General features: G+C 71.6%; 11 protein-coding genes and 1 riboswitch. Of the genes, 8 read left to right on the plus strand and 3 right to left on the minus strand.

Features of this window, described 5'->3' with window-relative positions:
• Nucleotides 1-1,456, minus strand: a 1,456-nt coding sequence (locus tag VJ693_RS11015; protein ID WP_324154063.1) for a dihydropteroate synthase, incomplete at its 3' end; no start/stop codon positions are given.
• 154 nt (nucleotides 1,457-1,610) lie between these two features.
• Nucleotides 1,611-1,667: riboswitch (S-adenosyl-L-homocysteine riboswitch) on the minus strand.
• A 97-nt stretch (nucleotides 1,668-1,764) separates the two neighbouring features.
• Between VJ693_RS11015 and VJ693_RS11020 the strand changes: the two genes are divergently transcribed.
• Together VJ693_RS11020 and VJ693_RS11025 are read left to right on the plus strand one after the other, a co-directional pair.
• A complete protein-coding gene (locus VJ693_RS11020) occupies nucleotides 1,765-2,394 on the plus strand; it encodes a hypothetical protein (protein ID WP_324154065.1) in 630 nt (209 codons plus the stop codon).
• 100 nt (nucleotides 2,395-2,494) lie between these two features.
• Nucleotides 2,495-3,697 (plus strand): phosphohydrolase, encoded by a 1,203-nt coding sequence (locus VJ693_RS11025; RefSeq protein WP_324154066.1) that lies wholly within the window; start codon nucleotides 2,495-2,497, stop codon nucleotides 3,695-3,697.
• A 4-nt stretch (nucleotides 3,698-3,701) separates the two neighbouring features.
• Here the strand turns inward: VJ693_RS11025 and VJ693_RS11030 are convergent, their stop codons facing one another.
• Nucleotides 3,702-4,769 (minus strand): homocysteine S-methyltransferase family protein, encoded by a 1,068-nt coding sequence (locus tag VJ693_RS11030; RefSeq protein WP_324154068.1) that lies wholly within the window; start codon nucleotides 4,767-4,769, stop codon nucleotides 3,702-3,704.
• Nucleotides 4,770-4,816: 47 nt separating this feature from the next.
• Nucleotides 4,817-5,989, minus strand: a complete 1,173-nt coding sequence (pobA, locus tag VJ693_RS11035; RefSeq protein WP_324154070.1) for a 4-hydroxybenzoate 3-monooxygenase — start codon at nucleotides 5,987-5,989, stop codon at nucleotides 4,817-4,819.
• Nucleotides 5,990-6,084: 95 nt separating this feature from the next.
• On the opposite strand from pobA, the gene VJ693_RS11040 reads away from it, so the two are divergent.
• The 6 genes from VJ693_RS11040 to VJ693_RS11065 form a co-directional block, all read left to right on the plus strand.
• Entirely contained in the window at nucleotides 6,085-7,020 is a 936-nt protein-coding gene (locus VJ693_RS11040) for a helix-turn-helix domain-containing protein (RefSeq protein WP_324154071.1), read from the plus strand.
• A 114-nt stretch (nucleotides 7,021-7,134) separates the two neighbouring features.
• Nucleotides 7,135-8,409, plus strand: a complete 1,275-nt coding sequence (locus tag VJ693_RS11045) for an HD-GYP domain-containing protein (RefSeq protein ID WP_324154073.1) — start codon at nucleotides 7,135-7,137, stop codon at nucleotides 8,407-8,409.
• Nucleotides 8,409-10,520: an EAL domain-containing protein gene (locus VJ693_RS11050; protein WP_324154075.1), complete on the plus strand. Its 2,112-nt coding sequence runs from the start codon at nucleotides 8,409-8,411 to the stop codon at nucleotides 10,518-10,520. The genes VJ693_RS11045 and VJ693_RS11050 overlap by 1 nt, the downstream gene beginning before the upstream one ends.
• A gap of 82 nt (nucleotides 10,521-10,602) precedes the next feature.
• A complete protein-coding gene (locus tag VJ693_RS11055) occupies nucleotides 10,603-10,938 on the plus strand; it encodes a DUF1840 domain-containing protein (protein WP_324154077.1) in 336 nt (111 codons plus the stop codon).
• 100 nt (nucleotides 10,939-11,038) lie between these two features.
• A complete protein-coding gene (locus VJ693_RS11060; protein WP_324154079.1) occupies nucleotides 11,039-11,677 on the plus strand; it encodes a histidine phosphatase family protein in 639 nt (212 codons plus the stop codon).
• Nucleotides 11,677-12,131 (plus strand): sterol desaturase family protein (locus VJ693_RS11065; protein WP_324154081.1); only part of this gene is annotated, 455 nt, incomplete at its 3' end. The genes VJ693_RS11060 and VJ693_RS11065, both read left to right, overlap by 1 nt.

Genomic DNA, 12,131 nt, shown 5'->3' on the forward strand with positions numbered 1-12,131 from the left:
CGCCCTCGGCGCGTGCCTTCTCGAGGATGTCCTGGCAGGCGACCATGACTCCCATGTTGACGACCTCGAAGTTGTTGCACTGGAGCACGACGGTGACGATGTTCTTGCCGATGTCGTGCACGTCGCCCTTCACGGTGGCGATGACGATCTTGCCCTTCGACCTGGCCTCGCCGCCGGCATCGATCAGCGCCTGCTTCTCGGCCTCGATGTAGGGCAGCAGGTGCGCGACCGCCTGCTTCATGACGCGTGCGCTCTTGACCACCTGCGGCAGGAACATCTTGCCGGCGCCGAACAGGTCGCCGACGATGTTCATGCCGGCCATCAGCGGGCCTTCGATCACGTGCAGCGGCCGGCCGCCCTTCGCCTCGATCGCGCGCCAGACCTGCTCGGTGTCCTCGGTGATGAAGTCGGTGATGCCGTGCACCAGCGCGTGCGACAGGCGCTCTTCCACGCCGGCATTGCGCCAGGCCAGGCGGGCCGAGTCGTCCTTGGCGGCGCCTTTGACGGCCTCGGCGATCTCGAGCAGGCGCTCGGTCGAGTCATGGCGGCGGTTCAGCACCACGTCTTCGACCCGCTCGCGCAGCTCGGGGTCGAGATCGTCGTAGACGCCGACCATGCCGGCGTTGACGATGCCCATGTCCATGCCGGCCTGGATCGCGTGGTAGAGGAACACCGTGTGGATCGCCTCGCGCACCGGCTCGTTGCCGCGGAAGCTGAAGCTCACGTTGCTCACGCCGCCCGACACCTTGGCGCCCGGCAGGTGCTGCTTGATCCAGCGCGTGGCGTTGATGAAATCGACCGCGTAGTTGTCGTGCTCCTCGATGCCGGTGGCGATCGCGAAGATGTTGGGGTCGAAGATGATGTCCTCGGGCGGAAAGCCGACCTCGTCGACCAGGATGCGGTAGGCCCGCGCGCAGATCTCGGTCTTGCGCGCGAAGGTGTCGGCCTGGCCCTGCTCGTCGAAGGCCATCACGACCGCGGCCGCGCCGTAGCGGCGCACCAGCGTGGCCTGGCGCTTGAACTCGGCCTCGCCTTCCTTCAGCGAGATCGAGTTGACGATGCCCTTGCCCTGCAGGCACTTCAGGCCCGCCTCGATCACGCTCCACTTCGACGAGTCGACCATGATCGGCACGCGCGCGATCTCGGGCTCGCCGGCGATCAGGTTCAGGAAGCGAACCATCGCCGCCTGGCTGTCCAGCATGGCCTCGTCCATGTTGATGTCGATGATCTGGGCGCCGTTCTCGACCTGCTGGCGCGCGACCGCCAGTGCCTTCTCGTACTCGCCGGCCAGGATCATCCGGGCGAAGGCCTTGGAGCCGGTCACGTTGGTGCGTTCGCCGACGTTGACGAACAGCGACCCGGCACCGATGGACACTGGCTCCAGGCCGGAAAGCCGCATCGGCGGCGGCGCGATGGCCGGGGCATCGGAAGACAAGGGCGCGGTGGTGGCGGTCATGGCGGCGGCTCGGTGCAGCAGTGGAGGCGGCGGGTCGATCGCAGGCCGCCGCGGCTCACCCTCGGCGGCCGCGTCGCGGCCCGGGTGAGCGCCGTTGCCGCACGCTGCAAACGCCGGGGACCACGACAGAGGCCCCGACGGCAACGCGCCCGTGCCGAGCCTGGCGGCGCGAACCGGCTCGAGGCCGACGCGCCGTCGCAACGCTCCTCGGACGGTTCAGGGATTCTACGCAAGCGCTGGTTAACCGTACCTGACGATGCTTACAACCCGTGCCCGATCGCCGGGCGCCTGGTTTGCTCGAATGCAGCATGGACCGACGACTTCTTCGCCTTGGCCTGGCCGGGCTGCTCCTGGCGGGCCTGCAGGCCTGCCAGACCGCCCGCACACCGGCCGCGCCCGGAGCGCCGTCGGCGCCCGGCGCGGAGCCGAGCGCGCCGCCGGCGAAGCCGACGATGCCGCCGGACGCACCGCTCGCCGCCGAAGCGCGCTGGCTGGGCGAGCTGTTCGAAGGCACGCCGGTCAAGGTCAGCGGCGAGCGGGACGGCAGCGTGCAGCTGATCGTGCCGATGCAGTACGCCTTCGATGCATCGGCCGCCACGGCCGCGGCCCCGAAGCCGCCCTTGCAGGCGGTGCTGGACAAGCTGTCGCAAAGCCTGAAACGCCAGCCCACGGCCAAGCTGCAGGCTTCACCGCCGGCCGGTGCCGCCTCGGCCGAGCGGTTGGCCGCGATCCGCACCCATCTGGCGGCGCGTGGCGTGCCGGCCTGGCGCCTGGCCGCCGCGGGCCCGGCCCCGGATGCCCAGCAGCTGCTGCTGCGCCTGGTGCCGCCGCCGAGCGGGCTGCGCCGCCTGGACGACAGCACGCTGGGCCCATCGGGCACGGGCCGAGTGCTGCCTCCGGCGGCTGCGTCGGCGCCGGCCAGCCCGGCCCGGCGCTAAAGACCGGCACTGAGCCCGGCTCAAGATCCCCCGCGGGCAGCCGAAAATCCGCTGCAGCCCTTGCCGCCCCGATGGCGGCCGGGCATGCCCGCTCGCCCGCATGAAACTCGTCCCGATCGCCCCCGAAGGCCTGATCCCCGGTCAACCGCTGCCGTTCTCGTTGCGTGACGTGAACGGCAGGGTGTTGGTGCACCGTGGCTCGCCGATTGCAGACGAGCAGCAGCTGGGCTACCTGCTGGCGCGCTCGCTCTTCGTCGATGCGAACGAGAAAGTGCTGGCGCAGCGCCAGCTCAATGCCCAGGTCGACCAGATGTTCCGCATGGGCGACACGACGCTGGGCGAGATCGCTGCGATCCGGCCCGACTACGACCTGCGTTCGGTTCCGGCCAATCCCGCCGAGCGGCCGCTCGAATGGCCCGACCTCGAAGGCCGCGCGCGCGTCCTGCTGGGGGACAGCAGGGCCGCCCGCTGGGAAGGGCGCCTCGACGAGCTGGCCGACGAGATCCTGGCCCGGCTGGACCGCCAGGTCGACGCCACCTTGCTGCGATTCATCCACATGGCCGGCACCCGGCCCGAGGATTACAGCACCCACCATGCGATCCTCGTGATGCTGCTGTGTGCGCTGGCCGGCCCGCGATTGCCCGGTTGGCAGCCCGAGTGGCGGCGGCCGCTGACCCGCGCGGCCTTGTCGATGAACATCGGCATGGTGCCGCTGCAGAACGAGTTGGTGCGCCAGGCCCACCCGCTGACGCCGGTGCAGCGCGCGCAGGTCGACGCGCATGCGCTGCGCGGCGTCGAGCTGCTGCAGGCGGCCGGTGTCGACGACGCGCTCTGGCTGGGTGCCGTGCGGCACCACCATGTCGCGCCGAACGGCCCGCTGGGCAAGCTCGAGCCCGCCATGCGGCTGGCGCGCCTGATCCAGCGTGCCGACCGTTATGCGGCGCGGCTGAGCGCCCGCCGCAACCGCGCCGCGCTGTCGGCCAAGGCGGCCGCGCAGGCGGCCTTCTTCGATGAAGGCGGGCACCCGGACGAAGCCGGCCAGGCGCTGCTGGCCGAGACGGGCCTGCACCCGCCGGGCGCCTGGGTCAAGCTTGCCTGCGGCGAGATCGCGCTGGTGATGAAGCGCCAGCCCAACCCGCGCGCGCCGCTGACGGTGGTGAGCTTGGTGAACCGCGACGGCCTGCCGCTCGCCGTGCCGGCGGTGCGACACACCGCGCTGCCGAAATTCAAGGTCGAGGCCGGCGTGCCTTCCGGCGAGGTGCGCGTGCAGCCCCAGCTCGAGGCACTGCAGAAGCTCGTCTAAAGCCTCAAGCCGCTGCCGGCTCGATGAGCTGCGTCAGCAGCGGGTCGTGCCGGTGGCGCGGCCGGTAGGCGCTGACGCGCTTGGCGATCGCGGCGATGTGCTCAGGCGTCGTGCCGCAGCAGCCGCCGACGATGTTGAGGAAGCCGCTCTTCGCGAACTCCTCCATCAGCCCGCCGGTGACCTCGGGCGTCTCGTCGAAGCCGGTCTCGCTCATCGGGTTGGGCAGGCCGGCATTCGGGTAGCAGCTGATGAAGGTGTCGTCGGCCAGGCGAGACAGCTCCTCGATGTACGGCCGCATCAGCGCCGCGCCGAGCGCGCAGTTCAGGCCCACCGCCAGCGGCCGCGCATGGCGCACCGAATGCCAGAAGGCGCCGACCGTCTGGCCCGACAGGATGCGGCCCGAGGCGTCGGTGACGGTGCCGGAGATGACCACCGGCAGCCGCTCGCCGGTCTCTTCCATCAGCTCGTCGAGCGCGAAGATCGCGGCCTTGGCGTTCAGCGTGTCGAAGATCGTCTCGACCAGGAACAGGTCGACGCCGCCTTCGAGCAGCCCGGCGGCCTGTTCCTTGTACGCATCGCGCAGCTGGTCGAAGCTGACGTTGCGCGCGCCGGGGTCGTTCACGTCCGGGCTGATGCTGGCGGTGCGCGGCGTGGGCCCCAGGGCGCCGGCCACGAAGCGCGGCCGGTCGGGAGTGCCGTACTTGTCGGCGGCCTCGCGCGCGATGCGGGCGGCGGCCACGTTCATCTCGCGCGCCAGGTGGCCCAGGCCGTAGTCCTCCTGGGCGATGGAGGTGGCGCCGAAGGTGTTGGTCTCGATGATGTCGGCACCGGCGGCGAGGTACTTCTCGTGGATCTCGCGGATCACGTCGGGCCGCGTGAGCACCAGCAGGTCGTTGTTGCCCTTCAGATCCTTCGGGTGGTCCTTCAGGGCCTCGTTGCGGAAATCGACCTCGACCAGCTTGTAGCGCTGGATCATCGTGCCCATCGCCCCGTCGATGATGACGATGCGTTTCGCAAGCAGCGCGGGCAGCGCCGTGCCGCGGGTGTAGGCGGGGGTGGGGCGGGGGCTCATGGGGCCGGATTGTAGGAACCGGCGCCTTGGCCTTGCCCACCCGAGGGTCAGGTGTCGAGGCTCAAGCCGACGTAGTTCTCGGCCATCGAGCGCATCGCGGCTTCCGATTTCACGAGGTAATCGAGCTCGGCCTGCTGCATCTTGCGGCCGAATTCGCCGGTCTCGGGGAAGCGGTGCATCAGCGAGGTGAACCACCACGAGAAGCGCTCGGCCTTCCAGACCCGCGACAGCGCACGCTGCGAGTAGGTGTCGATGCCCGCATCCGAGCCGCGGTAGTGCTCGGCCAGCGCGCGCCCGAGCAGGCCGACGTCGGACGCCGCCAGGTTCAGGCCCTTGGCGCCGGTGGGCGGCACGATGTGGGCGGCGTCGCCGGCGAGGAACAGCCGGCCGAAGCGCATCGGCTCGGCGACGAAGCTGCGCAGCGGGGCGATGCTCTTCTCGATCGACGGGCCTTCGACCAGCCGGGCCGCGTCCGCCTCGGGCAGCCGGCGCTTCAGCTCGGCGAAGAAGCGCTCATCGCTCCAGTCCTCGACATGGTCGTCGAGCGAACACTGCACGTAGTAGCGAACGCGCGTCTTGCTGCGCATGCTGCACAGCGCGAAGCCGCGCGGGTGGTTCGCGTAGATCAGCTCGTGGTGCACCGGCGGCACGTCGGCCAGCACGCCGAGCCAGCCGAACGGGTAGACCTTCTCGTAGTTCTGGATTGCGCTGGGCGGCACGCTGGCGCGCGCGGCGCCGTGGAAGCCGTCGCAACCGGCGATGAAGTCGGCCTGAATCTCGTGGTCCTGGCCATCGTGGCGGTAGTGCACGGTCGGGCGTTCGCCGTCGAATCCGCTCAGGCTCACGTTCTCGGCCGAGTAGACCGTCTGCAGGCCCGCGGCACGGCGCGCATCCATCAGGTCGCGAGTCAGCTCCGTCTGGCCGTAGACCATGACCCGCTTGCCGGTCAGGCCGTGCAGGTCGATGCGGTGGTGGCCGCCGTCGAAGGCGAGCGAGAAGCCGTCGTGCGGCAGGCCTTCGCGGTGCATGCGGGCGCCGACGCCGGCTTCGTCCAGCAGGTCGACCGCGACCTGCTCCAGCACGCCGGCGCGGATGCGACCGAGCACGTAGTCGGGTGTCTGGCGTTCGAGGATCACATGGTCCACGCCGTACTTGTGCAGCAGCGCGCCGAGCAGCAGGCCCGCCGGGCCGGCACCGATGATCGCGACTTGGGTGCGCATGGCTTGTCTCCAACGTGTAGGAATGGCCGACAGCGTAGGCATGGCGGGCCGAGGCTTCAATGGAGGATTTCGGCCAAACCTTGCACAATTCGAACATGCCTGCCCGCCACCTCACGCACCGCGCAGCGGCGGCGCTGCCGTCCTACCAGCTCTATGGCGAGCCCGGGAGTTCCGAGGCGCCCGAGCGAGCGCATGTTGAGACGATCTCGTCACGCAGCCGGCTGCACGATTGGGAGATCCGCCCGCATCGGCACGAGGTGCTGTTTCAAATTCTGTACATTGCCCGTGGCCGCGCTCAGGCCGAGGTCGACGGCCGCGGCGTGGCGCTGGCCGGGCCGGCGGCGGTGATGGTGCCGGCGGCCACCGCCCATGGTTTCGCTTTCGAGCCGGGGGTGGACGGCTGGGTCGTCACGGCGCAGGAGCCGCACGTGCGCGACCTGCTCGCGGCCGAGCCGGGCCTGTGGGCCCTGTTCGAGCGGCCGGGCGTGCTGGCCTGGGGCAAGACCGACGAGCGCGGCGCCGGGGCGCGCGCCGCGCTGGGCGAGCCGCGGCCGGTGGCCGAGGCGATCGCCGGGCTGGCCGACGAGTTCGCCGGCCACCAGCGCTGGCGCCAGGCGGCGATCGACGCCGCGCTCACGCGCCTGCTGCTGGCGCTGGCTCGTGCGCAGCCCGGCGACAGCACCCCCGGCGGCCTGCCGGCCGGCGCGCCGGCGCACCTGGCGCGCTACCGGGCGCTGGTCGATGCGCGCTTCCGGCTGCAGCCCAGCGTCGCCTCGCTGGCCGCGGAGCTGGGCATCACGGCGACCCAGCTCAACCGCATCTGCCGCGCCCAGCTCGGCCGCGGCGCGCTCGAGCTGCTGCACGGCCGCATGGCGCTGGAGGCGCAGCGCCAGCTCGCCTACACGACGCAAAGCGTCAAGCGCATCGGGCTGGACCTGGGCTTTGCCGACCCCGGCTACTTCACCCGCTTCTTCCAGCGCCTGTGCGGCATGTCGCCCACCGCCTGGCGGCAGCGGGCGCAGCGGGGCTGAGCGTTCGCCGTCCGGGCAGGGCGCTGAGGCCTTCGCCTCAAGTTCGGGCGCCAATCTGCCGATCTGCCTGGTGAGAACCTCGGGCCAGCGCCCGAACAACAGGGACGCCGCGACATGACCAGCACCGTTGAACCGCAGGATTTGCGCATCGGCATGTTCATCCACCTCGATGGAGGCTGGATGTCGCACCCCTTTCCGTTGTCCAGCTTCAAGATTGCCAGCACGGAGCAGATCGAGACGATCCGCTCGCTCGGCCTGAAGAGGGTGCGCTGGAGCCCTGAGCGCAGCGACCTGCCCGTCGAGGCCACCGCGGCCGCCGGTGAAGGCCCGCCCGACGAGGCGCCGGGCGAGGCCCCGACCCCGGACGAGGACCCCGCCGTGCGGGCGCGCCGGCAGGCCGAGGCCCGCGCCGAGGCCGAGGCGGCGGCGCTGCGGGTGTGCGAGCGGCAGTACCACGAGGCCTGCCGCGACCTGCGCCGCATCAACGAATCGATCGGCGGCGAGCCCGAGCGGGCGCGCGAGGCGGCACAGGCGCTCAGCCGGGCCCTGCTCGAGAAGATGCTGGTCGACGGTGAGCTGTGCGTGCGCGTGCTTGGCGAGCCGGCCGGCGACCGCCATTCGGCCCATGCGATCAACGTGACCGTCATCGCGCTGCTGCTGGCACGTTCGCTGAACCTGCCCGAGCCCGAGATGGCCGAATTGGGCACCGGCGCGCTGCTGCACGACATGGGCAAGCTCGACCTGCCCGACCGCGTGCGCCTGCCGCACGAGGATTTCACCCACGCCGAGGCGTCGCTGTACCGCGACCACGTGGCGCACGGCATCACCCAGGGGCGGCGCATGGGCCTGGCCCCAGGCGCGCTGCTGGTCATCGCGCAGCACCACGAGCTCGCCGATGGCAGCGGCTTTCCGAAGGGCGCGACGGCCGAGCGCATGTCCTTCGGCGCGCGGGTCGTCTCGCTGGTCAACCACTATGACAACCTGTGCAACGCGGCGAGCCCGGCCAAGTCGCTGACGCCGCACGAGGCGCTGTCGCGCATGTTCGCGCAGTCGCGTGCGAAGTTCGATGCCCCGATCCTGAACGGCTTCATCCGCATGATGGGCATCTACCCGCCCGGCTCGCTGGTGCAGCTGTCGGACGACCGCTACGCGATGGTCACCTCGGTCAACTCCGCGCGGCCGCTGAAGCCCCACGTCAAGGTGCATGACCCGGCCCGAGGCGGCCGCAGCCTGCACCTGAACCTCGAGGAGTGCCCCGATCTGGGCATCCGCCGCAGCCTGAAGCCCAGCCAGCTGCCGGCGCGTGCCGCCGAGATCCTCGCGCCGCGCCAGCGCGTGGCTTATTTCTTCGATGTGTCGGCCAAGCCGGCGCCGGAAGAGCACGCGTGATGAGCGGGCCTGACGCCGGTATTGCGTGGCTGACGGGCCAGGCCAGCGCGCGCGCCGAGCTGGTCGACAGCCTGGACGACCCCGCCTGGCTGGTCGACGCGGCCGACGCGACCGTGTTGCACGCCAACCGCGCCGCGGCGGCCTGGTTCGGCGTGGCGCCGGTCGAGCTGCAGGGTCGCGCGGCCGACAGCCTGCTGGCGACCCTCGAAGACGTGGCGTTCTGGGGCGACGTGCGCAGTGGCGCACCCGGCAGCCTGGCCAGCGACACCGAGCTCCCCCGGCCCGACGGGCAGACGGCCTGGGTGCATCGGCGCATCGTGCCGATCGGCTCCTTGAGCAGCGGCCGTTCCGGCGTCAGCGGCTACCTGGTGCTGCTGCGTGACCGCAGCGGCGAGCACCGTGCCGGGCGCGAGCGCGATGCGCTGCTGGCCGAGCTGCGTGCGACGCTCGAGGCCACCGCCGACGGCATCCTCGTGACCGACCTGAACGGCCGCATCCAGGCCTTCAACCGGCGCTTCGCCGCGCTGTGGGCGCTGCCCGAATCGGCGCTGGTGCAGCGCGATGACGAAGCCATCCACCGCTGGATGAGCGGCCAGACGCTCGCGCCGGCGGCCTACCTGGCGCGGCTGGCGGAGATCGAGGCGCATGCGCTGCTGTCGGCGGTCGACACGGTGCAGCTGCTCGATGGCGCCCAGCTCGAGCGCCACATCCAGCCGCAGTGGAGCCACGGCCGGCCGATCGGCCGCGTCTACTCGTTTCGCGAGCTGAACCCGGGCCGGCGCGGTGCGCCGCGCGGCGAGCGCGGCGCCGGCCACGACCAGACCACCGGCTGGCCCGAGCGCAACGGTTTCATCGCGCAGATCGACGATGCGGTGGGCGTTTCGCGCCGCGACGGTACGCCGCTGGCGCTGCTGTGCATCGAGTTCGACCGCGACAGCCTGTTCGCCCTCGATGGGCAGACCCAGGCCCGCACGACGAGCGAGGTCGTCGAAGGCCTGCGCGCGATCGTGCCGGTGCAGCACCTGCTGGCCCGGCTGGGCGGCGTGCGCTTCGGCGTGCTGCTGCGCCACGGCGGCGAAGCGGCGGCCGAGGCGCTGGCGCGCCGTCTCGTCGACCAGAGCCGCGCCGCCAGCGGCGGCCTGCTGGCCACGGCCGGGCTGATGGTCTCGGTGGGGGTGGCGGCCTATCCGCAGGCGGGGCTGTGCGCCGAAGACTTGCTGATCCACGCCGAAGGTGCGCTCGAGCGGGCGCGCGGCGCCGGCGGCTCGGCCTGGCGCGTGCATGGCTTCGATGCGGCCGACGACGGCCCGCGCCTGGCCCGCTTGCAGCGAGCGCTGCGCGACGGCGGCGCGGGGCAGGCCCTGCGGCTGCGTTACATGCCACGGCTGGACGCCGCCACCGGCAAGGTCCAGGCGGTCGAGGCGCTGCTGCGCTGGCACGACGGCGAGCACGGCTTGCTCCCCCCGGCGCAGTTCCTCGCGCTGGCCGAGCGCGCCGGGCTGGCCGGCCCGCTGGACGACTGGGCGCTCGAGCAAGCGCTGCACCAGGCGGCGCGCTGGCGCACGGCCGGTTTCGTGTGGCGCATCAACCTGAACATCAGCTCCTGGCAGACGCTGCAGCCGGGTCTGGCGCGCCGCATCGCGGCGGCGCTTCAGGTCGCCGACTGGCCCGCGGAGCTGCTCGAGCTCGACGTGAGCGAAGCGGCGCTGCGCGCCGACCCCGAACTCGCCCGGGCGCAGTTGCAGGCGCTGCGCCAGCTTGGCGTGCATCTGGTGCTGGACGACTTCGGCAGCGGCGACGCAAGCTTGAACCTGCTGCGCCGCTTCCCGCTCGACGCGGTCAAGCTCGACCGCGAGCTCGTGCATGGCCTGGCCAAGGGCAGCCAGCCCGAGGCGGGGCTGATCGCCGCGCTGGCCGGCGCAGCGCGCGCCTGCGGCCTGGCGGTCTATGCCGAAGGCGTCGAGACCGAGGCCCAGCGACAGCCGCTGCAGGCGCTGGGCGTCAGCGGCTGGCAGGGCTTTCTGTGCAGCCGGCCGCTCGATGCGGCGAGCGTGCTGGCCAGGCTCGCGCACGAGAAGAGGGCGGCCAACAGCGTGGCCAGTGCGCGCTGACGCCGCCGCGCACCCTCTCGGAGGGTGGCTGTGGTGCTCCGCAGGCACCATGCCCGGCCGGGTGTGCCATGATTCGCAGGCCATGATCTACAAGTTCAAGAGCAAGGCCGCGGGCGACGTCATCATGCTCGGGCCCACCGGCGACAAGGTGCTGGCCCTCATCGGCAAGGACGTGACGCCCAAGGGCATCATCGAGCCGGGCCAGATGGCCGCGGCCATCCAGGCGCTGGCCGATGCGATCGCGGTCGACGACGCGGCACGCGCCCGCGCCGCTGCCGGCGAGCAGCCGGGGCCCGAGGGCGACGAAGCGGCCGCCGGTGCGCGCGACAAGATCTCGCTGCGCCAGCGCGCCTGGCCGCTGGTCGAGATGATGAAGCGGGCCATCGCCGCCGACGAACCGATCACCTGGGGCGTGTGAGCCTGCCCCCACGCTCCCTTCCGGTCGCTGCCCCCCGAGGGGGCTCTTGCAGCGGACCGGCCAAGCCGGATCCGCGCCAGACCTTGGTTGGGAAATCACCATGCACGATGTAACCCGCGTGCTCGCCGTGCGGCACGGCGAGACGGCCTGGAACGTCGATACGCGGCTGCAGGGCCAGATCGACATCTCGCTGAATTCGACCGGCCAGGAGCAGGCCCGGCGCCTGGCCGAGGCCTTGGCCGACGAATCCATCGACACGATCGTCGCGAGCGATCTCGTGCGCGCACGCGACACCGCCCAGGCCGTGGCCGACCGCACCGGCCTCGGCCTGGCGCTGGACGCGGGCTTGCGCGAGCGTCACTTCGGCATCTTCCAGGGCCACACCTACGCCGAGGTCGAGCGCCGCTGGCCTGACGAAAGCGCGCGCTGGAAGAAGCGCGACCCGGCCTTCGGCGCGCCCGGCGGCGAGACGCTGCAAGGCTTCTACGAACGCTGCGTGGCCACCGCCACCCGGCTCGCGGCGGCCCACCCCGGCCGCACGCTGCTGCTGGTCACCCACGGCGGCGTGCTCGACTGCCTGTACCGCGCCGCCTCGCGCATCGCGCTGGACGCGCCGCGCACCTGGGAGCTGGCCAACACCGGGATCAACCGCTTGTTGTATTCGCCCGAGGGTTTCACACTCGTCGGCTGGGGTGACACCCAGCACCTGAACGACGACGCCGCCCTCGACGAACTCTGATGAGCCTGACCCCTGCGCAAGTCATCGTCCTCGCCACCCCTGTCTTCCTTGGCCTGATCGCGCTCGAGCTGGTCGTCGGCTGGGCGCGTGGCCGCAACACCTACCGCCTGGCCGACGCGATCAACAGCATCGGCCTGGGCATGATGAGCCAGGTCGTGGGCCTGTTCACCAAGCTCGCGGCGGTCGGCCTCTACGCCTGGGTCTACGACCACGCCGCGCTGGTCAGGCTGCCGGCCGACGCCGTGTGGGTCTGGGTCAGCGGGCTGCTGTTCTACGACTTCTGCTACTACTGGCTGCACCGCTTCGGCCACACGATGGCGCTGTTCTGGGCCGCCCACTCGGTGCACCACCAGAGCGAGGATTACAACCTGTCGACCGCGCTGCGCCAGACCTCCTCCGGCTGGGTCGCCGGCTGGGTCTTCTACCTGCCGATGGCGGTGGCCGGCATCCCGCC

The sequence above is a fragment of the Ideonella sp. genome (assembly GCF_035254525.1).
Lineage (GTDB): Bacteria > Pseudomonadota > Gammaproteobacteria > Burkholderiales > Burkholderiaceae_C > Ideonella.